Annotated in this window: 20 protein-coding genes; 4 read left to right on the forward strand and 16 right to left on the reverse strand. The window is 73.8% G+C overall.

Features of this window, described 5'->3' with window-relative positions; translation table 11 throughout:
- Nucleotides 1-766: 766 nt before the first annotated feature.
- A complete protein-coding gene (locus ACFY32_RS09585) occupies nt 767-1,042 on the reverse strand; it encodes a hypothetical protein (RefSeq protein ID WP_359194284.1) in 276 nt (91 codons plus the stop codon).
- Between the two features lie 197 nt (nt 1,043-1,239).
- Between ACFY32_RS09585 and ACFY32_RS09590 the strand changes: the two genes are divergently transcribed.
- The gene (locus ACFY32_RS09590) at nt 1,240-2,682 is read left to right on the forward strand and encodes a serine/threonine-protein kinase (RefSeq protein ID WP_359194287.1); all 1,443 of its coding nucleotides are present in this window, start codon (nt 1,240-1,242) and stop codon (nt 2,680-2,682) included.
- A 13-nt stretch (nt 2,683-2,695) separates the two neighbouring features.
- Here the strand turns inward: ACFY32_RS09590 and ACFY32_RS09595 are convergent, their stop codons facing one another.
- The 9 genes from ACFY32_RS09595 to ACFY32_RS09635 form a co-directional block, all read right to left on the reverse strand.
- Nucleotides 2,696-3,514: an RNA methyltransferase gene (locus tag ACFY32_RS09595; protein WP_359194290.1), complete on the reverse strand. Its 819-nt coding sequence runs from the start codon at nt 3,512-3,514 to the stop codon at nt 2,696-2,698.
- The gene (gene cobA, locus ACFY32_RS09600; RefSeq protein WP_359194293.1) at nt 3,514-4,746 is read right to left on the reverse strand and encodes a uroporphyrinogen-III C-methyltransferase; all 1,233 of its coding nucleotides are present in this window, start codon (nt 4,744-4,746) and stop codon (nt 3,514-3,516) included. The genes ACFY32_RS09595 and cobA overlap by 1 nt, the downstream gene beginning before the upstream one ends.
- 152 nt (nt 4,747-4,898) lie before the next feature.
- Nucleotides 4,899-8,765, reverse strand: a complete 3,867-nt coding sequence (gene cobT, locus ACFY32_RS09605; RefSeq protein WP_390673825.1) for a nicotinate-nucleotide--dimethylbenzimidazole phosphoribosyltransferase — start codon at nt 8,763-8,765, stop codon at nt 4,899-4,901.
- 347 nt (nt 8,766-9,112) lie between these two features.
- Nucleotides 9,113-10,342, reverse strand: a complete 1,230-nt coding sequence (gene cbiE / locus ACFY32_RS09610; RefSeq protein ID WP_359194298.1) for a precorrin-6y C5,15-methyltransferase (decarboxylating) subunit CbiE — start codon at nt 10,340-10,342, stop codon at nt 9,113-9,115.
- A 112-nt stretch (nt 10,343-10,454) separates the two neighbouring features.
- On the reverse strand, nt 10,455-11,093 hold the full coding sequence (locus tag ACFY32_RS09615) for a GNAT family N-acetyltransferase (protein ID WP_359194301.1): 639 nt from the start codon (nt 11,091-11,093) through the stop codon (nt 10,455-10,457).
- A 142-nt stretch (nt 11,094-11,235) separates the two neighbouring features.
- Nucleotides 11,236-12,063, reverse strand: a complete 828-nt coding sequence (locus ACFY32_RS09620; protein WP_390673826.1) for a MetQ/NlpA family ABC transporter substrate-binding protein — start codon at nt 12,061-12,063, stop codon at nt 11,236-11,238.
- An 87-nt stretch (nt 12,064-12,150) separates the two neighbouring features.
- Nucleotides 12,151-12,888 carry a methionine ABC transporter permease gene (locus ACFY32_RS09625; protein WP_359194307.1) on the reverse strand — a complete coding sequence of 246 codons (738 nt, stop codon included), beginning with the start codon at nt 12,886-12,888 and terminating at the stop codon, nt 12,151-12,153.
- Nucleotides 12,885-13,922, reverse strand: a complete 1,038-nt coding sequence (locus ACFY32_RS09630) for an ATP-binding cassette domain-containing protein (RefSeq protein WP_359194310.1) — start codon at nt 13,920-13,922, stop codon at nt 12,885-12,887. The genes ACFY32_RS09625 and ACFY32_RS09630 overlap by 4 nt, the downstream gene beginning before the upstream one ends.
- Nucleotides 13,923-14,304: 382 nt before the next feature.
- A complete protein-coding gene (locus tag ACFY32_RS09635; RefSeq protein WP_359194313.1) occupies nt 14,305-14,955 on the reverse strand; it encodes an HAD family hydrolase in 651 nt (216 codons plus the stop codon).
- Between the two features lie 70 nt (nt 14,956-15,025).
- Here ACFY32_RS09635 and ACFY32_RS09640 point away from each other — a divergent pair, with 70 nt between their 5' ends.
- A complete protein-coding gene (locus ACFY32_RS09640) occupies nt 15,026-15,385 on the forward strand; it encodes a hypothetical protein (protein WP_359194316.1) in 360 nt (119 codons plus the stop codon).
- Nucleotide 15,386: 1 nt separating this feature from the next.
- Nucleotides 15,387-15,815, forward strand: coding sequence for a hypothetical protein (locus ACFY32_RS09645; RefSeq protein WP_390673827.1), 429 nt, complete (start codon nt 15,387-15,389; stop codon nt 15,813-15,815).
- Nucleotides 15,816-15,818: 3 nt separating this feature from the next.
- Here the strand turns inward: ACFY32_RS09645 and ACFY32_RS09650 are convergent, their stop codons facing one another.
- The 3 genes from ACFY32_RS09650 to ACFY32_RS09660 form a co-directional block, all read right to left on the reverse strand.
- On the reverse strand, nt 15,819-16,316 hold the full coding sequence (locus ACFY32_RS09650) for a GNAT family N-acetyltransferase (protein WP_359194430.1): 498 nt from the start codon (nt 16,314-16,316) through the stop codon (nt 15,819-15,821).
- Between the two features lie 57 nt (nt 16,317-16,373).
- On the reverse strand, nt 16,374-16,874 hold the full coding sequence (locus tag ACFY32_RS09655; RefSeq protein WP_359194321.1) for a sigma-70 family RNA polymerase sigma factor: 501 nt from the start codon (nt 16,872-16,874) through the stop codon (nt 16,374-16,376).
- 75 nt (nt 16,875-16,949) lie between these two features.
- Nucleotides 16,950-18,119: a glycerophosphodiester phosphodiesterase gene (locus tag ACFY32_RS09660; protein ID WP_359194324.1), complete on the reverse strand. Its 1,170-nt coding sequence runs from the start codon at nt 18,117-18,119 to the stop codon at nt 16,950-16,952.
- A gap of 394 nt (nt 18,120-18,513) precedes the next feature.
- On the opposite strand from ACFY32_RS09660, the gene ACFY32_RS09665 reads away from it, so the two are divergent.
- Nucleotides 18,514-19,188: a lysophospholipid acyltransferase family protein gene (locus ACFY32_RS09665; protein ID WP_359194327.1), complete on the forward strand. Its 675-nt coding sequence runs from the start codon at nt 18,514-18,516 to the stop codon at nt 19,186-19,188.
- A gap of 66 nt (nt 19,189-19,254) precedes the next feature.
- Here ACFY32_RS09665 and ACFY32_RS09670 read toward each other — a convergent pair whose 3' ends face one another.
- The 3 genes from ACFY32_RS09670 to ACFY32_RS09680 all read right to left on the reverse strand — a co-directional run bounded on the left by ACFY32_RS09670 (nt 19,255) and on the right by ACFY32_RS09680 (nt 22,363).
- Nucleotides 19,255-20,781, reverse strand: coding sequence for an MFS transporter (locus tag ACFY32_RS09670; RefSeq protein WP_390673828.1), 1,527 nt, complete (start codon nt 20,779-20,781; stop codon nt 19,255-19,257).
- Nucleotides 20,778-21,329 (reverse strand): TetR/AcrR family transcriptional regulator, encoded by a 552-nt coding sequence (locus tag ACFY32_RS09675; RefSeq protein WP_390673829.1) that lies wholly within the window; start codon nt 21,327-21,329, stop codon nt 20,778-20,780. Before ACFY32_RS09675 ends, ACFY32_RS09670 begins: the two co-directional genes overlap by 4 nt.
- Before the next feature lie 83 nt (nt 21,330-21,412).
- On the reverse strand, nt 21,413-22,363 hold the full coding sequence (locus ACFY32_RS09680; RefSeq protein ID WP_359194334.1) for an aldo/keto reductase: 951 nt from the start codon (nt 22,361-22,363) through the stop codon (nt 21,413-21,415).
- Between the last annotated feature and the right edge of the window lie 112 nt (nt 22,364-22,475).

The following is a 22,475-nucleotide window of genomic DNA, read 5'->3' on the forward strand; positions in this document are numbered from 1 at the left end:
GGTGCCGCCGCGCCCACCCGTGCCGCCCTAGGCGGCACGACTGCCCGCGGTTGGGCGGGTGGGTGGCCGTGGACTGGGCGTGGGGCGGGTGCGCGGTGGGGCGGGGCGGGTGACCGGGGGCTGGGCGCGGCGCGGATGCGCGGTGGGGTGGGGCGGGTGGTCCCGGGGCGGGCGCGGCGCGGTGGGGCGGGGGCCGCCGGGCCAGGCGCGGGACGGATGGGTGGTGGGGCGGGGTGGGTGGTTCTGGGATGGGTGCGGTGGGGGGTGGGCATGGCAATGCCGGCGTAGCTCCCCAGCTACGCCGGCATTTTTGCCGTCCGCCGCACCCCCGTCCCCACGGGGTTTCATGGGTGGATGTCCCCGCCCGGACCGCTCTTCCGGGCCTGGGGTCGCCGCTCAGCGCCCCAGCATCACACCCACGGACGACGCTTGTGTGGCCACTGTCTCCCAGCCGTCGAAGACGAGCAGGAGCAGGACCGCCAGAGGAAGGGCCATCAGTGTCGCCACCAGTGGGTGACGACGGCGCTGGGTGCGAGCCAGTGTCCGCGGTGCCGTCTGCGCCATGGTCCCTCCCCTGGCCTTTCGATATGTCGTGCCGTTGACAGCGGCGGGCGTCTGACCTCGGGGGACGAGTGCTGCACCCGCCGCTTGACAACAAATCTAGGCGTCCGGGCCCCGCCGGACGTCATGCCCTCGTACCGATTGCCGGGCCTCCCGGAGGATGAGCCATGACCAGCGGAGTACTCCCCTGGGTGGAGACGGCGGCCTAGGTCTCGGGGTCTTCCCGGAGAGGGCGTCCGCTCTGCCCCGCTTTCTCTGAACCGTCCTCCCGGGGAACGGGCTGCTCCACCAGTGCCAGCACCCGGTTCGCCATGAATCGGGCGGTCCGCACGACGGTGCCGCTGCGGGTGACTTCGCTCACTTCGACCACTCCTCGCCGCACCGCCGTCTCCACCCGGCGTCCCGCCCGGCTCGCCACCACCTCGTACGTCCGGGTCGTGTCACCGGCGTCGACGACTATCTCCACACGATCGCCCTTCACGGAGTCAATCCCCCTTCCCAGGCGGCCGGTTGGGACCCCGTCCGGCACCGAAACCGGCAGGTTCGCCCCTTTCCTGACCACCCTTCGATTCTCCCACCCGGCACTGACAATCGATCGCCCCGAGAGGGCGCGGCCTCTGCGCGCGGGAGGCCGGGGAAACGTAAGCTGTGGCTCGTCACAGGGACCGGGCAGCGGGGATGAACATGGCGATGATGCGCCTGAGGCGCGAGGACCCGCGCGTCGTCGGCTCGTTCAGGCTTCACAGGCGGCTCGGCGCGGGCGGAATGGGCGTGGTCTACCTGGGCTCCGACAAGAAGGGGCAGCGGGTCGCGCTGAAGGTGATCCGGCCGGACCTGGCGGAGGATCAGGAGTTCCGCTCACGGTTCGCCCGTGAGGTCTCGGCGGCACGACGGATCAGGGGCGGGTGCACCGCGCGGCTGGTGGCGGCGGACCTGGAGGCGGACCGGCCGTGGTTCGCCACGCAGTACGTGCCCGGCCCGTCGCTGCACGACAAGGTCGCCGACGAGGGGCCGCTGAGCGCGGCCGACGTCGCCGCGGTGGGCGCCGCGCTCTCCGAGGGGCTCGTCGCCGTCCATGAGGCCGGGGTGGTGCACCGGGACCTGAAGCCCTCCAACATCCTGCTCTCCCCCAAGGGCCCGCGGATCATCGATTTCGGCATCGCCTGGGCGACGGGCGCCTCCACGCTCACGCACGTCGGCACCGCGGTCGGCTCCCCCGGGTTCCTCGCGCCGGAGCAGGTGCGCGGCGCGGCGGTCACCCCGGCCACGGACGTGTTCTCGCTGGGCGCCACCCTCGCCTACGCGGCGACCGGCGACTCGCCGTTCGGGCACGGCAGTTCCGAGGTGATGCTGTACCGCGTGGTGCACGAGGAGGCGCAGTTGCGCGGCGTCCCCGACGCGCTCGCCCCGCTGGTGCGGGCCTGTCTCGCCAAGGACCCCGAGGAGCGGCCCAGCACCCTCCAACTGTCGCTGCGGCTCAAGGAGATCGCCGCCCGCGAGGCCCACGGCCTGTCCGACGTACGGCCCCCCTCGCCGCGCTCGGCGGAGGCGGACCGGCCCACCGGGCGGCTCGCCGACACCTACCCGCAGCGGGAACGGGAGCGGCGGCGCCCGCAGGGCGGCACGCCCACCCCCCGGAGCCAGGGGCGGTCCGGGCCCCGCCGGGCGCCCGGTCCGGCGGCGCGGGGGGCGGTTCCCTCGCGCGGCGGCGGCACGGGGGCGCGGCCGGGGTCGCGGCCCACGCCCGCCTCGCGCGCCACCGGACGCAACGGCACACGGCCGGGCACCGGCGGCCGGCCCGCGCCGCGCAGCGGGACCGGCCGGACCGGACCGCGCCCCACCGGAACCGGGCGGCGGCCGGCCAACCCGAGGCTGCTGCGGCAGCGGCTGTTCGTGTTCGTCGTCGTGACGCTGCTGGTGGCGCTCGGCATCGCCGCGGCCCAGGGCTGCCAGGGCCCCTCGCGCGGGCTCGGCGGCGACGGCCACGGGGGCGTACGGGCCGAGCGGGTGCTGCGGACCGACGTACCGGATGTGTCGGACGTACCGGATGTGTCGGACGTACCGGTTGGGTCGGACCTGCCGGATGTGCCGGACGTACCGGACGGGACTTCCGGGCCGTAGGGGCTTCTCGGTCCTACGGCTGCGGGCGGCCCGCCGTCACCGCGTAGAAGGCGACCGCCGCCGCCGCGCCGACGTTGAGGGAGTCGACGCCGTGGGCCATGGGGATGCGGACCCACTCGTCGGCCGCGGACAGGGCGCGGGCGGACAGGCCGTCGCCCTCGGCGCCGAGCATCAGGGCCACCCGGTCCATGCGGTGCGGGGCGGTCTCGTCCAGGGTCCTGGCCCGCTCGTCGGGGGTGAGAGCGAGCAGCGTGAAACCGGCCTCGCGGACCGCGTCCAGCCCCCTCGGCCAGGTCTCCAGACGGGCGTACGGCACGGAGAAGACGGCGCCCATCGAGACCTTGACGCTGCGTCGGTAGAGGGGGTCGGCGCAGTCCGGGGAGAGCAGGACCGCGTCCATGCCGAGGGCGGCGGCAGAGCGGAAGACGGCGCCGATGTTGGTGTGGTCGTTGACCGACTCCATGACCACCACCCGGCGGGCCGCGCCGAGCAGTCCGGTGGCCGTGGGCAGGGGTTTGCGGGCCATGGAGGCGAGGGCGCCGCGGTGCACGTGGTAGCCGGTGACCCGCTCGGCGAGTTCGGGACTCACCACGTAGACGGGGGCGTCGAGCCGGTCGATGAGGTCGCGCAGCGGGTCGACCCACTTGGCGGACAGCAGCAGGGACCGCGTGGCGTAGCCGGCCTGGGCGGCCCGGCGGACGACCTTCTCGCCCTCGGCGATGAACAGGCCCTCGGCGGGTTCGCGGCGGCGGCGCAGTTCGACGTCGGTCAGGTCGGTGTAGTCGGCGAGGCGCGGGTCCTCGGGGTCCTCGACGGTGATGAGGCCGGCCATCACTCGGCGCTCCGGGGGCCGACGTGGACTACCTCGCCGACGACGATGACCGCGGGGGGCCTGACCTCCTCGGCGGCGGCCGTCGCGGCGACCGTGGCGAGGGTCGCGTCGACACGGCGCTGGGCGGCGGTGGTGCCCTCCTGGACGAGGGCGACCGGGGTGCCCGGGGACCTGCCGTGCGCGATCAGCGTCTCGGCGATCTTCCCGATCTTGTCGACGCCCATCAGGATCACGAGGGTGCCGGTGAGCCTGGCCAGCGCCGGCCAGTCGACCAGGGAGCGCTCGTCGTCGGGGGCGACATGGCCGCTGACCACGGTGAACTCATGGGCCACGCCGCGGTGGGTGACCGGGATGCCGGCCGCGCCCGGCACCGAGATGGAGCTGGAGATGCCGGGGACGACCGTGCAGGGGATGCCCGCCTCGGCCAGCGCCTGGAGTTCCTCCATGCCGCGTCCGAAGACGTACGGGTCGCCGCCCTTGAGGCGGACCACCGCCTTGCCCTGCTTGGCGTGCTCGATCAGCGCGTTGTTGATGGCCTCCTGGGCCATGAACCGCCCGTACGGGATCTTCGCCGCGTCGATCACCTCGACGTGCGGCGGCAGTTCGGCGAGCAGGTCGCGGGGGCCGAGGCGGTCGGCGATGACCACGTCGGCCTCGGCGAGCAGCCGGCGGCCGCGCACGGTGATCAGGTCCGGGTCGCCGGGGCCGCCGCCGACCAGGGCGACACCGGCGGTGCGGGTGCGGTGGTGCGGGGCGACGAGGGTGCCGTCGCGCAGGCCCTCGACGACCGCGTCGCGGATGGCGGCGGTGCGGCGGGGGTCGCGGCCCCGGGCGTCGGTGGTGAGGACGGCGACCGTGACGCCCTCGCTGTGGCCGGTCGCCGGGGTCCAGGCGGTGGCCCGGTCGGCGTCGTCGGAGCGGACGCACCAGACGCGGTGCCGTTCGGCCTCGGCGGACGCGGCGGCGTTGGCCTCCGGGTCGCTGGTGGCGATCAGGGCGTACCAGGCGTCGGCGAGGTCGCCGTCCGCGTACGGCCGGCGCTCCCAGCGGATCTCGCCCGCGTCCGCCATCGCCTCGACCGACGGGGTCGCCCCGGGCGAGACCAGCAGGATGTCGGCGCCCGCCGCGATGAGGGCGGGCAGCCGGCGCTGGGCGACCTGGCCGCCGCCGAGGACGACCACGCGGCGGCCGGTCAGGCGGAGACCTACGGGGTAGGCGGGGTGTTCGGCCATGAGGGGGCGGCCTTTCGTCCTGGCGGGGTGCGACGGGCGCGCTGCGGCTCTGGAGCTGCCCTGACGTGCGAATACGTACGATTACCGTGCGGATCTTACGCAGTCGGCCGGGGCGGCGGCGAGTGAGTGCCGCCACCCCGGCCCGCGCGGGGTCACTTCTCGGTGACGCCCGCCGAGTCGAACGTCGCCACCTCGTGCATGGCGCGGGCCGTGCTCTGCACCATCGGCAGCGCGAGCAGCGCGCCGGTGCCCTCGCCGAGGCGGAGGTCGAGGTCGACCAGGGGGCGCAGGCCCAGCTTGTTCAGCGCGGCGACATGGCCGGGCTCGGCGCTGCGGTGACCGGCGATACAGGCCGCCAGTACCTCGGGGGCGATGGCGCGGGCGACCAGGGCGGCGGCGCCGGCGCTGACGCCGTCCAGGATCACCGGCGTACGCAGTGACGCGCCGCCGAGCAGCAGGCCGACCATGGCGGCGTGCTCCAGGCCGCCGACCGCGGCGAGCACGCCGATCGGGTCGGCCGGGTCGGGCCGGTGCACCTCCAGGGCGCGGCGGACCACCTCGGTCTTGCGGGCGAGGGTCTCGTCGTTGATGCCGGTGCCGCGGCCGGTGACCTCGGCCGGGTCGGCGCCGGTGAAGACGGAGATCAGCGCGGCGGACGCGGTGGTGTTGGCGATGCCCATCTCACCGGTGAGCAGCGCCTTGTTGCCGGCGGCGACCAGGTCGCGGGCGGTCTCGATGCCGACCTCGATGGCCTGCTTGGCCTCCTCGCGGGTCATCGCGGGGCCGGCCGTCATGTCGGAGGTGCCCGGACGGATCTTGCGGGGCAGCAGGCCGGGGGTGGCGGGGAGGTCGGCGGCGACACCGACGTCCACGATGCACACCTCGGCGCCGACCTGGGTGGCGAACGCGTTGCACACCGCTCCCCCGCCCAGGAAGTTGGCCACCATCTGGGCGGTGACCTCCTGCGGCCAGGGGGTGACGCCCTGGGCGTGCACCCCGTGGTCGCCGGCGAAGATCGCGACGGCGGCGGGCTCCGGGATCGGCGGCGGGCACTGGCGGGACAGGCCGGACAACTGCGCGGAGATGATCTCCAGCATGCCGAGCGCGCCGGCCGGCTTGGTCATCCGCTTCTGCCGTTCCCACGCCTCGCCCAGCGCCTTGGCGTCCAGCGGGCGGATCTGGGCGACGGTCTCGGCGAGCAGGTCGTGCGGCTCCTCGCCGGGCAGGGCGCGGCGGCCGTACGTCTCCTCGTGCACGACCCAGGAGAGCGGGCGGCGCTTGGACCAGCCGGCCTGCATCAGCTCGGGCTCGTCCGGGAACTCGTCGACGTACCCGACGCACAGGTAGGCGATGACCTCCAGGTGCTCGGGCAGGCCGAGGGCGCGGACCATCTCCCGCTCGTCGAAGAAGCTGACCCAGCCGACGCCGAGGCCCTCGGCGCGGGCGGCCAGCCACAGGTTCTCGACGGCGAGCGCGGCGGAGTACGGGGCCATCTGCGGCTGGGTGTGGCGGCCCAGGGTGTGCCGGCCGCCGCGGGTGGGGTCGGCGGTGACGACGATGTTGACCGGGGTGTCGAGGATGGCCTCGATCTTCAGTTCCTTGAACTGCTTCGCCCGGCCCTTGGGGAGGGACTTGGCGTACGCCTCGCGCTGGCGGGTCGCCAGTTCGTGCATCGTGCGGCGGGTCTCGGCGGACCGGATGACCACGAAGTCCCAGGGCTGGGAGTGGCCGACGGACGGGGCGGTGTGCGCGGCCTCCAGGACGCGGAGCAGCACCTCGTGCGGGATGGGGTCGTCGCGGAAGCCGTTGCGGATGTCCCGGCGTTCGCGCATCACCTTCAGGACGGCCTCGCGCTCGGCGTCGTCGTAGGCGGGCGCGGCCGGACCGACGGACCGGCGTCCCGTCTCCGCGACGGGGGCCACGCCTTCCGCCTGTACGTCGTCCTGCTCCGCGGCCCGGGTGTCCAGGTCGTCGGCGTGCTGTACGAGGCCGGGGGCGGCGGCGTCGTGCGGGGGCGCCGGCGTGAGGTGCGGCGGGGCGGGCGGCACCTGCCCGTCGGCCGCCTCGAACTGGGCCACGGGTTCGGCGGGGGCGCCGTCCGGGGCGGGCACGGTGGTCTGGGGGCCCTGGGCGGCGGGGAGCGGGACCGGGGCGGAGTCCTCGGCGGGGGCGGGCTGTTCCGCCGAGGGCTCGGGCTCCGCCGGGAAGGGCGCGGGGGCGGGAGCGGGGGGTGCCTGCTCCGGGTCGGGGGTGAGGGGTGCCGCCGTGGGCGCTTCACCGGCCGTCTGCGGGGGGCGGGACGTGGGCTCGGAGGGCTGGGGGGCCTGGACGGGCGGGGCTTCGGGGGTGGGCGGGGCCTCTGCGGCGGGCGGGGCGGCCGGGGCGGCCTCCGCGAGCGGGGTGGCCGGGGGCTCGGGGGTGGCCGGAACCTCTTCGGCGGGCGCGGGCGCGGGCGCGGGCGCGGGCGCGGGCGCGGGCACGGGCGGGGTCACCGGCGCCTCGGGGGCGGCCGGGGCGGCCTCCGCGAGCGGGGCGACCGGAGCCTCGTCGGTCGACGGCGCGACCGTGGCCTCGTCGGTCGGCGGGGCGACCGGGGTCTCGGGGGCGACCGGGGCTTCATCGACCAGCGGGGTGGCGGGAGCCTCGGGAGCGACCGGGGCCTCATCGACCAAAGGGGCGGCCGGGGGCTCGGGAGCGACCGCTGTCTCGGGAGCGGCCGGCGCTTCCTCGACAACCGGAGCCACGGGCGCCTCGGAAACAGCGGGCGTCTCCGGAGTGCCTGGCACCTCGGAAGCAGCAGCCGTCTCGGCGGCAACCGGCATCTCAGGGGCGACCGCAGCCTCGTGGGCGCCGGCCGCCTCCGAGGCAGCGGGCGTCTCGGGAGCCACCTGCACCTCGGGAGCCACCTGCGCCTCGGGAGCCACGAACACCTCAGAGGCCACGGACACCTCGGGCGTCACGGGCACCTCAGGACCCACGGACACCTCGGGAGTCACCGGCACCTCAGAAGCCACGGGCACCTCAAAGCCCACCGGTACCTCGGAAGCCACAGAAGTCCCGGAAGCCACCGGCACCTCGGATGCCACAGACGCCTCGGGAACCACAGACGCCTCGGATGCCACGGACGCCTCGGGCACCACCGGCACCTCGGATGCCACAGACGCCTCGGGAACCACAGACGCCTCGGGCGCCACGGGCACCTCGGATGCCACCGGTACCTCCGGCGCCTCCGGCGCCTCAGCGGCAACCGGTACCTCCGTCGCAACCGGCGAAGCCCCCGCGGCCTCCGCCGCCGGATCGTCCGGTGTCTGCGGGGCGGGCGTGGGCGTGGTGGCCGGGAGGGTCTGAGGGTCGTGCATCTCGCGTGTTTCTGGCGTTTCGGGTGCTTCGGCAGCCTGGTGCTGCTGAGGCGCGGGCTCGGGGTGCTGCTGCGGCACGGCCGGCTCGGGACCCCGCGGCCCCGGTCCGTTCTCCACGGGGGACTCCCCCGCCACCGGTCCGACGGGACCCGGTTCCGCCGGCCGCGGGGTCGGAACAACCGTTTCCGCAGGGCCGGGGCCCCAGGGAGCCGCGCCCCGCGGGGGCGCCGCCGGGGACTGGGAGGCGTCGAGGTACTCCGGGCCGACGGGTCTCGGCGCGTCCGCCGGGCCGCGGTCGGCGAGGGAGCGGACCGGGCTCGCCGAGGTGCTGGGGATGGGCGGACCGAGGTGCAGCGGGCGGCGCGGCGGCACGGCCGGGCCCGGCGGGCGGACGCCGGAGAGGTCGACCGAGCCGGTGTCCCGCCCGGACGTCTCGTGCGGCTCCGGCTCGTGCACGGCCTCGACGACCGGCTCGGGCGGCGGCGGGGCGACCTCGTTGCCCCAGGCGCTCTGCGCGCCCGGCAGCAGCAACAGGTCCTCGTCCTCGGCGGTGGTCTCGGAGAGGTAGGTGTACGCGCCGGGCGCGGGGGCCCCCGGCTGCTCCACCATGCCTGCGTTCTCCGGCAGCCCCTCGCCCGGGATCTGGCCGGTGTCGGTCATGCGTACCCCTCGCCCATCGGTTAGTGCTCCCTACGACCAGCTCACCCGGAACGGCGCACCGACCGCCCCGCAGTGAAGAACGAGCGTGCGTGCCCCGCGGCACGAACGACCCGCCGGTAAAAGGCGACAAAGCCATTGAGTGGCATTCTTCCGGTCGTTCGCCCGCCACGTCAGCTTGATCCGCGACGGTCCGCTGTGGACTGCGCCACGTTGCGCGCCCTCAGGTTCCGCCGTACCACACCCGGTCCTTCACGACCGGGTCCTTACGGACACCGGCCGACGCCGCGCCGGTGTCCGAGAGCGGTACAACGGTCGGCCAGCCTACCGCGCGTGGTACGACAACAGGATCACGGGGCGGGCTCCTCGCGGTCCGGCAGCACGCCGCTGAGCAGGAACGCGACGCTCCGTTCCGTCTCCGTCCAGGCCCTGGTGTCGAGTTCGACGGACTGCAGCAGGGCGCACTCGACGCGGTAGCCGTGCTCGGTCAGTTCGCGGCCGACGAGTTCGGCGTCGTCGCGGGTCGCGGCGTGGGTGACGATGCGCTGCGGGCGGCGGTCGGCGACGGCGGAGACGACGGCGGTGGAGCCGCCGCCGACCCGGACCACGTCGGGTTCGGGGAGGTCCTCCAGGACGTGCGGGGCGGTGCCGTGCACGATCTGCATCTGGACGCCGTGGCGGCGGGCGGTGGTCTCGGCGCGCACGCAGGCGGCCAGGTCGCGGTCGACGGCGAGGACGGCGGCGCCGGACCGGGCGGCCTCGGTGGCGAAGGCGCCGCCGCCGCAGCCGATGTCCCAGACGAGGTCGCCGAGGCGCGGTCCGAGCCGGGCGAGTTGGGCGGCGCGCAGCAGGTCGGTCTCGCCCTCGCCGAGGCCGCCGCCGTACTCCTCGGCGGGCAGGCACCAGCCGCGCGGGCCGCCGGCCGGGCCGGGGCCGGCGATCCAGTTGCCGCCGTCGCCCGGGGTGCCGGGTCCGGTGGGGCCGCCGATGACGATGACGACATTGGGGTCGCGCCAGGTGTGGTCGGCGGCCTTGTCGGAGGTGACGACGGTGACCCGTTCGCGGTCGGTGCCGAGTTCCTCGCAGATGACGAAGGTGCGGTGGACGCCGTCCAGCAGCAGCCCGAGTTCGGCGGGGCCGGCGCCGGGGGCGGTGAGGACGGCGACCTTGGTATGGGCCCGGCATACGTTCACCGCGCGGCGCAGGGTGCGGGGGTGGGCGACGACCACATGGGCGTCGTCCCAGGGCATGCCGGCGCGGGCGAAGGCGGCGGCGACGGCGGAGACCGCGGGGACCACCTCGACCTCCAGGCCGAACTCGGGCGCCCGCAGCGTCCGTACGACGCCGAAGAAGCCGGGGTCGCCGTCGGCGAACACGACCGCCGTGCCGCGGTGGGCGGCGATGCGGCGGGCGGCGAGGGCGACGCTGCCGAGGCGGACCCGCTCGGCGGCGGGGGGCACTTCGGCCAGTGCCAGATGGTGGGCGGCGCCGGCCACCAGCGTGGCGGCGCCCAGGGCGGCGCGTGCCGCCTCGGTCAGCGGCGAGCCGTCCCAGCCGATCACCGTGACCCGGTCGGCCATCGTCGTCAGTCTCCTGAGGTTTGCGCAGGTCGTCGTGGGGTCGGGGCCCGCGGGCGGGCTTGGTGAGCGTACCCGGTGCGGCCTCGGTCCATGACGGGGGTGCCGCGGCGGGTCAGCTCCAGTCGCTGAAGGCGGTGAAGCCGTCGCCGCCGGCGAGGTGCTCGGCGGCGCCTTCCAGGTCCTCGGGGAGCAGGCTCCACACGATGAAGTCGGTGCGTACGTCGGTCCAGGTCCCGTCGTCGGCCCGGACGTGCGCTATGCAGGCGTTGCGCAGGACGCCTTCGCTGATGCAGCCGATCTTCTGGGCGACCTGCTGGGAGGCGGTGTTGTCGGCGGCGGTGCGCAGTTCGATGCGCTCGAACTTCTGGTCGCCGAACAGCCATTGGGCGGTGGCGAGGGCGGCCTCGGAGGCGTACCCCTCGCCGCGGGCCCAGTGGGCGACGATGTACGACAGTTCGGTGGCCCGCACGTGCCAGTTGGTCCGGGTGAGCCGGACGACGCCGACCAGGCGCTGGGTGAGGAACTCGGTGACGGCGAGGTCGAGTCCGCGGCCGGCCGCGCGGGCGGCGGGGGCCTGCTCGGTGATCCAGGCGCGGGCGGCGTCCTCGCCGAAGGGCTGGGGGACGTCGGTCCAGGCGCCGACCTGCTCGTCGTTCATCATGGCGGCGAGGGCGGGGACGTCGTCCTCGTCGAGGGGACGCAGCACCAACCGCTCCGTGCTGATGGAGATGTTGGGGAAGGTGCTCGTCATGCGCCGCTCCGTAACCTTCGAACCGTCGTAGCCGTCGGGGCCCTGCCTGCTGAACTGCCCAGCATGCAGCATGGCGGCCCCGAACCGCACCACGGGGTCCGCTCCGGTCGGGAGCGGACCCCGGGGGCGGCGGGCGGGGTGATCAGAAGGAGGGGATCACGGAGCCGGCGTACTTGTCCTCGATGAACTTCTTCACCTCGGGGGAGGTCAGGAGCTTGGCGAGCTTCTTGACGCGCGGGTCGTCCTCCTGGCCCTCCTTGACGACGAGGAGGTTGACGTTCGGGTTGTTCTCCGCGGACTCCAGGACCAGGGCGTCGTCGGCGGGCTTGAGGTCGGCTTCGAGGGCGTAGTTGCCGTTGATGACCGCCGCGTCGACGTCGTTCAGGGAGCGCGGGGTCTGGGCCGCCTCCAACTCCTTGAACTTGAGGTTCTTGGGGTTCTTGGTGATGTCGGCGGTGGTGGCCGCGGTGCCGACGCCGTCCTTGAGGGTGATCAGCCCGCCTGCGGCGAGCAACTGCAGGGCGCGGGCCTCGGTGACGCTGTCGTTGGGGACGGCGACGGTCGCACCGTTCTTCAGGTCCTCCGCCTTGTCGGCCTTGTTGCTGTAGAGGCCGAGGGGCTCCAGGTGCACCGAGGCGACGGACTTCAGGTGGGTGCCGTTCTTCTTGTTGAAGTCCTCGAGGTACGGCTCGGTCTGGAAGTAGTTGGCGCCCACCGAGCCGTCCTCGGTCGCCGTGTTCGGCGTGACGTAGTCGGTGAACTCCTTGACCTCCAGGTCGAGGCCCTCCTTCTTCGCCAGGTTGTCCTTGACGTAGGTGAGGATCTCGGCGTGCGGCACGGGCGTCGCGGCGACGACCAGCGGGCCGGAGGTGTCGGAGGCGGCGTCCTTGTCCGAGCCGCAGGCGCTGAGCCCGAGGGTGAGGGCTCCGGCGGCGAGGACGGCGGTGGTGATCTTGGCGGTGTTACGCACGAAAAGTGCCTTTCCTGAATGGGTGGTGCGACCCCGTCTCGGGTGTTACGGGGGAGTCTGGGGGGTTACGGGAGAGTCCGGGGGCGGTTACGCGATCTTGCCGACGTCGGCCGCGGCGGGCTCCTTGGCCTTGAGCAGCCGGAGCCGGGGCGCGGCTCCGGAGCGTCCGCCGCGCCGGTACAGGGCGCGGGCGGCGAAGTCGCCGGCGAACTGGATGAGGGAGATGACCACGGCGAGGATCGCGACGGTGACCCACATCAGGCCGGTCTCGAAGCGGTTGTAGCCGTAGCGGACCGCGAGGTCGCCGAGGCCGCCGCCGCCGACCGTGCCGGCCATGGCGGAGTAGCCGATGAGGGCGATGACCGTGGTCGTGGTGGAGGCGATCAGGGACGGCAGCGCCTCGGGGACGAGGACCTTGCGGACGATGGTCCAGGTGTTGCCGCCCATCGCCTGCACGGCCTCGACCAGGCCGCCGTCGACCTCGCGCACCGCCGTCTCGACCAGGCGCGCGAAGAAGGGGATGCCGCCGATGGCGAGCGGCACGATCGCGGCGGTGGAGCCGATGGTGGTGCCGGTGATCCAGCGGGTGAAGTTCATCAGCGCGACCATGAGGATGATGAACGGCATCGAGCGGGCGATGTTCACGATCTGCCCGAGCACCTTGTTGACCACGGTGTTCTGCAGCAGGCCGCCCGTGTCGGTGAGGACCAGCAGGACGCCGATGGGCAGGCCGCCGACGACGGCGATCAGGGTGGACCAGCCGACCATGATCAGCGTCTCGGTACACGCCTGCTCCAGCAGGGGCTGCATCTCGGACCAGGTCACCGGGCACCTTCCTTCACGAGTTCCGGGCCGTCCTCGTTCACCACGTCGATCTGCAGTCCCTGCTCGCGCAGGAAGCCGACCGGCACGACGTTGTCCTCGTAGCGGCCGGGCAGTTCGATGCGCATCCGGCCGACCTGGAGGCCGCCGACGGTGTCGATGGCGGCGCCGAGGATCGATATGTCGATGTTGTAGGTACGGGACAGTTGGGAGATGACCGGCTGGGTGGCGGCCTCGCCGTGGAAGGTGACGTCGAGGACGGTGCGGTCCTCGGCCGAGGGGTCGCCGGTGACCGGGAACAGGGCGGCGGCCAGTTCGGAGCCCGGGGTGGCGAGCAGTTCGCTGACGGTGCCGGACTCCACGATGCGGCCGGAGTCCATCAGGGCGGCCGAGTCGCAGATGCTCTTGACGACGTCCATCTCGTGCGTGATGAGCAGCACGGTCAGGCCGAGCTGCCGGTTGAGGTCGCGCAGCAACTGCAGGATGGAGCGGGTGGTCTCCGGGTCCAGGGCGCTGGTGGCCTCGTCGGAGAGCAGCACCTTGGGGTCGCCGGCCAGGGCGCGGGCGATGCCGACCCGCTGCTTCTGGCCGCCGGACAACTGGGCCGGGTACGCCTTGGCCTTGTCGGCGAGGCCGACCAGGTCGAGCAGTTCCAGCGCCTTGCGGGACCGCTCCCCGCCGGAGGTGCCGAGGATCTCCAGCGGCAGTTCGACGTTGTCCTGCACGGTCCGGGTGGAGAGCAGGTTGAAGTGCTGGAAGACCATGCCGATGCGGCTGCGCGCCTGCCGCAGTTCCCGGCCGGCCCGGGGCCCGCGGCCGGCCAGCGCGGTGAGGTCCTGTCCGGCGACGGTGACCGTGCCGGAGGTGGGACGCTCCAGGAGGTTGATGCAGCGGATGAGCGAGGACTTGCCGGCGCCGGACTGGCCGATGACGCCGTAGACCTCGCCTTCGCGGACGTGCAGGTCGACCCCGTCGAGGGCGGTGACCTCGCGGCCGCGTGAGCGGTAGACCTTGGTGAGGCCCGAGGTGGTGATCACTGTGTTTCCGTCACTGTCGAGTGCGCGGGCGCAGGTCTGCCCGGCACGGGTGCATTCGGTCAGGACGCGGCACGGTTCTCGCGGTGGCGAGGTGACCGGGGAGAAGCGTGTGCGCGGGGCGGTGGCCCTCTCGCCGCGAGGGCTCGGGAGCCGGCTCTCGCTTCGGGGCGCGAGGCTCAGATGGTGCGGGGGCCCTCTAGCAGGCGCACATTCGACGCATACACAGACAACGAGCACCGGGCGTCGGGGTCGCCTCGGTCGCAGGGGTGCGTACGCTCGTCGTGGTCATGCGTTCAGTAAAGCAGACGTATGGTCCGGACCGGACGCCGCTGTCCGCATTCTGGACAGGGGTGGGACGGCCGGGGAACGGCGGGGTGCCGGGTCAGCCCCGCGGGGCGATCTCCACTCCCTCGTCGGTGACCTGTACGGACAGGGCGGAGAGGTCCTCGACCACCAGGTCGGCGTCGAGTCCGGCGGCCCGGTGGGTTGTGGCCAACGCCACGGTCCTCATGCCGGCGGCCCGCCCGGAGCGCAGTCCGGCGGGGGCGTCCTCGAAGACGACGCAGTCGGCCGGGTCGACGCCCAGGGCGCGGGCGCCCAGCAGGTAGGGCTCGGGGTCGGGCTTGCCGCGGGTGATGTCGTCGGCGGCGATCAGGGTCTTGGGCAGGATGCCGACGGCGGCCAGCCGGGCCTCGGCCAGGCGCCGGGTGGCGGAGGTGACGACGGCCCAGCGGTCGGCGGGCAGCGCGTCGAGCAGGGCGCGGGTGCCGGGCAGCAGGCGCACGCCCCCGTTGGGCACGTCCTCGACCTCGAGGTCCTCGATGCGCGCGACCGCCTCGGGCACGACCTCGGCGGGCAGCAGGTCGGCGGCTATCTCGGCGGCCGGGCGGCCGTGCAGCTCGACCTTCCCGAACTCCTCCGCGGTGATCCCGTACTCCCCGGCCCACCGCGACCAGCAGCGGTCGACGGACTCCAGGGAGGAGACGAGGGTGCCGTCGTTGTCGAACAGGAGGGCGGTGGCGCGGATCTTCATGCCCCCGACCCTACGGCGTACGCCGGGGTCGGCCGCACCGGGCCATTTCCGCCGTAATAAGGTCACTGCCATGCTTGACGTCCTGACGCTGGTGACCGCGGTCGCCGCGCTGCTGCTCGCCGCCTGGTGCGGCTGGGCCGCGTACCGGAGCCAGCCGACCAAGGACTGGCACTTCATCGGCATGGCCGTGGTGACGGTGCTGGCGCTGGCGCAGTTGGTGATCGGCGTCGTCGAGCTCGCGCAGGGGCAGGACCCGGAGCAGGGTACGACGATCTTCGTGGCGTATCTGCTGGGGGCCTTCGCCTGCGTCCCGGCGGCGGGGTTCATGTCGCTGGCCGAACGCACCCGCTGGGGCTCGGTGACGGTGGCGGCCGGCGGCGTCGTCCTCGCCGTCCTCCAGGTGCGGCTGTACGACATCTGGGGAGGCTGAGGTGGCGGTGACCGAGGAGAAGACACCGAGGACCCGGCTGATCGCCGGCCCCGGCATCCTGCTGGTGTGGCTGTACGGGGTGATGGTCGTCGGCGCGGTGTCGCGCTCGGCGTACCAGATCGCCACCGAGTTCGACCGGGCGCCGCTCGCGTACGCGCTGTCGGCGCTGGCCGGCGTGGTCTACGGCTTCATCACGTACACGCTGGTGCGCGGCGGGGAGACGGCCCGCCGGGCGGCGCGGTTGTGCTGCGCGGCGGAGCTGGCGGGGGTGCTGGTCGTGGGCACCTGGACGCTCATCGAGCCGTCCGCCTTCCCGGACGCGACCGTGTGGTCGGACTACGGGATGGGCTATCTCTTCATCCCGGTCCTGCTGCCGGTCTCCGCGCTGTACTGGCTGCGCGGGTCCCGGCAGCAGGCTGCCGCGGTCTGAGGCTCAGGCCGTCTTGACGTACGCCCCGGCCTGCTTCTCCAGCACGATCATCGGTACGCCGTCGGCGCCCTCCTGGATGCCGACCCGCTCGTAGCCGACCCGGCGGTACAGCCGCAGGTTGCCCTCGCTGCGGTGGCCGGTGTGCAGCCGGAAGCGGGTGGCGCCGCGCTCCTCGGCGAGGGCCGCCTCGGCCGCCCTCAGCAGCCGGGCGCCGATGCCGTGGCCCTGGAGCCGGGGGTGGACGCAGAGCTTGCCGATGGCGGCGGCGCCCTCCTCGGTGATCCGGCCGCGCACCGATCCGACCACCTCGTCGCCGAGCCGCGCCACGAAGACGCAGTCCCCGGCGACCTCCTCGCGCACGGAGTCGAGGGTCTGGACGAGCGGGTCGATGCGGTAGTTGCCGTACAGTGCGGCCTCGCTCTGGAAGCAGAGGTACTGCAACCGGAAGATCTGCTCGGCGTCCCGTTCGGTCGCCGCCGCGATGGTCACGCTCATGCCCATGTGCGCATGCCTCCCGCTCACCTGATCTCCTGTGGTCCCTCACTCCTATCCCCGTCCTCAGCGAGCCGCAACCTCCGGCGTCAGCAATCGGCGCAGACATCCCAGGCATCTGGAACGTTCCGGTCCAAGACTGCCCTGTGAGATACCCAACTCCCCCGCGATTTCCCGGTATGTCAAGTCCTCCGGCGACAGCAGCGCCTCCATCAGCCGGGGGCAGCGGCCGGGCAGTTTGCGGACCGCCTCGTGCAGCGCCCGGTGCCGGGCGGCGGTGAGGACGAGCTGTTCCGGAATGCGGTCGTCGGTGTCGGCGGGCTCGGCCCCGCTCTCGTACGGTCGTTCGTGCCGGGCGGTGCGGCGGGTGCGGCGGGCCTCGGTGCGCACGACGCTGCGCAGCCAGCGGTGCGGGTCGCGGGGCGGGCCGTCGGCCTCCAGGCGTTCCAGGAGGCGGAGCCAGACGGCCTGCTCCAGGTCGCCCGGCTCGGTTCCGATCGCATATGCCTCGGCCGTGGCCTCGGCGGTGAGCAGCGGGCGCAGGGTGATAAGCAGGTCGTCCGTCATATGCAGCACGACGCGACCGCCCTGGGGCGGGTTGCCCCGGGCGGTCGAAGGTCCCCCTACCGGGGGGTGTGCCGCTCAGTTGTTGACGAAGTCCTCGCGGGCCAGCAGGCCGGTGTCGGGCTGGTCGGTGAAGATCCCGTCGATGCCGGTGGCGAAGTACGCCCGGTAGGCGCCGAAGACGTCGCCGTAGCCGTCCGCGTCGGTGCCCCGGCGGAACTCGGCGGGCAGGAAGGGGTTCTCGTTGCGCAGGGTGTAGGGGTGCAGGATCAGGCCCGCGCGGTGGGCGTCGCGGACCAGGGTGGTCGGCTCGGCGAGGCGGCCGGCGGCGTCGCGCGGGATGATCAGGTCCAGGGTGGGGCCGATGCCCTGGGCGTAGGAGGCGATCTCCTTCAGGCCCGCGGGCGTGATGAGGTCGGCGGTGGTGCGGGGGTCGCCGCCCGCGACGAAGTCCCAGGGGCGGGTGGTGGCGCCGGAGAGCAGCACGGCGAGCGGGTTGCCGACCAGCCCGCTCATCCGCCGGATGCTGGTGGGCTCGAAGGACTGGATGACGACCGGCGAGTTCCTCCGGTCCTTGCCGTGCTTGCGCAGCAGCTTGGCGAGGCGTTCCTCGGTGGGCAGGCCGAGGCCGCGGAAGTAGGTGGGGTGCTTCAGCTCGGGGTAGATCCAGACCTGCTTGCCGCGCTTGCGGGTCTGCTCGTCCTGCCAGTGCAGGACCTCCTCGAAGGTGGGGATCTCCCAGCGGCCGTCGTAGAGGGTGTTGCGGGGGCGGTTGGCGGGGATGCGCTCGGTGGCGCGGAGCGTCTTCAGCTCGGCGAGGGTGAAGTCCTCGGTGAACCAGCCGGTGGTGGAGACGCCGTCCAGCACCTTGGTGCGCTTGCGGCCGGCGAACTCGGGACGGGCGGCGACGTCCGTGGTGCCGCCGATCTCCGGCTCGTGCCGGCAGACCAGGTGGCCGTCCTTGGTCGGGACGAGGTCGCCGGCCTCGACGATGTCGGCACCCAGGTCGAGGGCGAGTTGGTAGGAGCCGAGGGTGTGCTCGGGGCGGTAGCCGCTGGCGCCGCGGTGTCCGATGATCGTCGGGACCGGGAGGCCCTTGAGTCCCTTGCCGCCGCCGTGGCCGTGGCCGGTGGCCGCCGCCGTGCCGGACAGGCCCAGTACCGCGCCGCCCGCGCCGAGCACCGCGGCGCCGAGCAGCGCCCGCCGTCCGGTGCCGTCCGCCCGCTCGTTCGACTCCTGCGTTCCCATGAGCGCCCCTTCGCCGTCGCCTGATCGGATGCGGGCCGATCGTAGGGGCGCGGACATGACGGACGGGAGGCTCCGGACCGAACAGGGGGGTGACGGTGGATGTCGTGTGCGGGGCGGGAACTGACCGTCCGTCGGCTTGGCCCGGCGCGGCCCGGGTACCCGGTCGGCGGCCGGTGCCGCAGGGCGTCCGCGGGGCCTCGCCGGACGCGACCTGCCTCACATCGTTCCGGGCGGGTTTCCGGGACGCTACGCGGCTCCGTCCCAGGTGAACCCACGTCAACACGGCGTAAGGTCCGGCGAACCCGACGTGCGCGACCCCCCGCGCCGCGAGTAATGTCCTCACCTGCACAGACTCATACCGCTTCCCCAGACACTTCCCGTACCGGAGGGCCCGTTGTCCCGCTTCGCGCTCATCAAGGCAGTGCTCGGTCCGATCATGCGCCTGATGTTCCGCCCACAGGTGGAGGGCGCGGAGCACATCCCGGGCGACGGCCCGGTGATCCTGGCCGGCAATCATCTGACGTTCATCGACTCGGTCGTGCTGCCGCTGGTGACCAAGCGGCAGGTGGTCTTCATCGGCAAGGACGAGTACGTCACCGGCAAGGGCCTCAAGGGCCGGCTGATGGCCTGGTTCTTCACCGGCGTCGGCATGATCCCGGTCGACCGGGACGGGGCCAACGGCGGGGTCGCGGCGCTGATGACCGGCCGCCGCGTCCTGGAGGAGGGCCGGATCTTCGGGATCTACCCCGAGGGCACCCGCTCCCCCGACGGCCGGCTGTACCGGGGCCGCACCGGCATCGCCCGGCTCACCCTGATGACGGGCGCGCCGGTGGTGCCGTTCGCGATGATCGGCACCGACAAGCTCCAGCCGGGCGGCAAGGGCATCCCGCGGCCGGGCCGGGTCACGGTCCGCTTCGGCGAGCCGATGGAATTCTCCCGGTACGAGGGCATGGACCGCGACCGGTACGTGCTGCGGGCGGTGACCGACTCGGTGATGACCGAGGTCATGCTGCTCTCCGGCCAGGAGTACGTGGACATGTACGCGACGAAGGCGAAGAAGGCCGCGTAAACCGCGGCGGGGATGACGAACGGCGGGCCGCTCCGGGGAGCGGCCCGCCGTCGTCGTACACCGGCTTCACCCGGTCGTGTCCTCCAGCTTCTGGCCGCGCAGCAGGAACCAGGCGGCGACCGCGGCGGCCAGGAGTATCGCCGCGCCGACGCCCGCGGCGAGCGTCAGCCCGTCGACGAAGGACTGCCGGGCGGCGTCCAGCAGTGCCGAGGCGGTGCCGGCGGGCAGGTGGGCGGCGCTCTCCACGGCGCCGCCGAGCGACTCGTGGGCCGCGTCGGGGGTGCCGGGCGGGCCGGTGAAGCCCCGGTAGACGCCGGTCACCACGGAGCCGAGCAGGGCGATGCCGAGGGCGGCGCCGAGTTCGTACGCCGTCTCGGAGACCGCGGAGGCGGCGCCGGCCTGCTCCTTGGGGACGCTGGAGAGGATCACGTCGGCGGTGACGGTGAACGAGAACCCGGCGCCGACGCCCACGACCAGCAGGGCGGTGCCGAGCAGCGGGTAGCCGGTGGACTGCCCGAGGACGGTGAGCCCGGCGAGGGCCAGCCCCACGGCGGCGAGCCCGCCGGAGACGACGGAGCGCACCGAGAACCGGCGGGCCGCGCGTCCGGCGATCAGACCGGCCGCCACCGCGCCGATCGCGGCGGGCAGTTCGGCCAGACCCGCCTCGAACGGCCGCCTGCCCTGCACCAGTTGCAGGTACTGCGAGAGGAAGAAGACCAGCCCGGACAGGCCGAGGACGGTCATCAGGTCGGCCAGCACCGCCCCGCTGAAGCCCCGGCTGCGGAACAGCCGCATGTCGAGCAGCGGGGCCGGCAGGGTCAACTGGCGCCGGACGAACCCGTACAGCGCGGCGGCGCCGAGCAGGCCCGCGGCGAGCGTGGCCCACGCCAAGCCGTGCGCGGCCGTCTCCTTGACGGCGTACACGATGCCGACCAGGCCGGCCAGGGACAGCACCACGCTGGTCAGGTCCCAGGGACCGGGGCTGGGGTCGCGGGACTCCGGCAGCGTCCTGATGCCGACCAGGACCAGCACGGCCATCACGGGCAGGTTGATCAGGAAGACCGAGCCCCACCAGAAGTGCTCCAGGAGGAAGCCGCCCACGATCGGGCCGACCGCGGTGCCGGCGGAGGCGGTGGCGCCCCAGATGCCGACGGCGAGGCTGCGCTCGCGCGGGTCGTGGAAGAGGTTGCGGATCAGAGCCAGGGTGGCCGGCATCAGGGTGGCACCGGCGACGCCGAGCAGGGCTCGGGCCAGGATCAGCAGCTCGGGGCTGGTCGCGTAGGCGTTGAGCACGGAGACCGCGCCGAACGCCGTGGCGCCCAGCAGCAGGATGCGTTTGCGGCCGATGCGGTCGCCGAGGCTGCCCATGGAGACGAGCAGGCCGGCGATGACGAACGAGTACACGTCGCCGATCCACAGCAACTGGGTGCCCGAGGGCCGCAGGTCCTCACTGATGTACGGGGTGGCGAGACCGAGGACGGTCGCGTCGACGGCCACCAGCAGTACGGCGAGGACGAGGACGGCGAGTGCCAGCCAGCGGCCGGGGCGCCTCACCGCCCCGGTCGGGTCGGCCGGCCGCAGGGTGCTGGTCATGGTTCCTCTCTCCGGACGGCGCCGCCGAGCAGCAGCTCGGCGATCATGTGGGTGAAGTCGTTGCGGGCCACGCGGCCCTCGCTCACCGCCCAGGCGCCGGAGGCCAGCAGGCCGTACAGCGCCTCGGTGAGCCAGGCCGGGGTCAGGTCGATGCGGAACTCGCCGCTCTCCTGGCCCCGCCGGAACAGCGCGGCGAGCCGGGCGTCGATACGGAACCACCCCTCGTTCTGCTGCTCGCCCTCGAAGAGCTGGTTCTCCGTGTAGAGGAAGGCGAGCAGACCGGCGGAGGGCTCGATCGCGCGGATCAGCCGGCGCACCGCGTCGGCGGCCGGTCCCTCGTCCGGGCGGGCCGCGTCCAGCGCGGCCTCGCACTCGGCGATGCCGAGGGCCTCCAGGGCGCGGACGAGGGAGTCCCGCCCGGCGAACTGCCGGTGCAGCGTGGCCCGGCTGATCCCGGCGGCGCGGGCGACCTCGTCCATGGTCGCGGTGGCTTTGCGGGTCAGCAGGGCCGCGGCGGCGCGCAGCACGTGGTCACGATCGACAGCCATGAGACAAGCGTAACCCATATGAGACGTCGATGTCTCATCACGGGCATGAGTGACTCACCGGTCGGCGAGGACGGGCGGGCTTTTCAGTGCCAGGGCAGGCGTCCGCGCCGCTCCCAGTACTCGCGGGGTTCCTCGGCGAGCGGGGCGAGGGCGGCTGCCCGGTCGTCGTCGAGGCGGACGGTCGCGGCGCGCAGGTTGGCGCCGAGCTGGGCGAGGGTCGCCGCGCCGGACAGCACGACGCCGGCCCAGGGCTGCCGCAGGATCAGCGCCAGGGCGACGGCGTCGCAGGTGAGGCCGGTCTCCTCGGCCACGGCCCGCAGGGCGGCCGGGGCGTGCGGTCCGGCGAGCCGGCCGTTGGCCATGCCCTCCTTGACGATCACCGTGAGCCCGGCGTCGTGCGCCTCGGCGAGCGCGGGACCGGCGGAGGTCTCCAGCGCGTTGTACGTCGACTGCACGGTACGGAAGAGGGGTTCGCCGCCGACGGTCACGGCGAGGGCGGCGCGGATGGCGTCGGCCTGGGCGGGGCCGCTGGTGGAGAAGCCGACGGTGAGGCCCCCGGCGGCGGCCTCGGCGAGCCGGGCGTGCAGCTCGCGGTCGGTGAGGGCCGGGCTGCCGGGGGTGACCGAGTGGATCTGGTAGAGGTCGAGCCGGTCGCCGAGCAGGGCGTCGGTCTCGGCGCGCTGCCGTTCGTAGGTGGCGAGGCCGTGGTCCTTGACCTCGTGCCGCTCGGCGTCGGTGGTCCAGCCGGCGGTGTAGGTGTAGCCCCACTTGCTGCCGACGACCACGTCGCCGGCGTCGGGCCGGGCGGCCAGCCAGGCGGCGAGGAACTCCTCGGAGCGGCCGTAGGAGCGGGCGGCGTCGAAGTAGCGGACGCCGTGCGCGTAGGCGGCGTCGAGGAGGTCGTGGGTGCGGGTGCGCAGCGCCTCGACGCTGCGGTCCGCTCCGAGGTCCGCCTCCCGGCCGAGGGTGATGTAGCCGGGGCGGGCCACCGCGGCGAGGCCGAAGCCGAGGCGGTTGGGGAGGGTGAGGGGCATCGCGGGTCCGTTCGGTCGGCCGTTTGGGACCAACGTAACCCGCGACGACCTGCGTCCCGGAGGGCGGTTCGGCGGGTGCGGGGGCGCCGTGGTCTCTCGCGGCCGCGCGGCG

Origin of the sequence: Streptomyces sp. NPDC000134, assembly GCF_042899225.1 — a bacterium.
Taxonomy (GTDB): Bacteria; Actinomycetota; Actinomycetes; order Streptomycetales; family Streptomycetaceae; genus Streptomyces.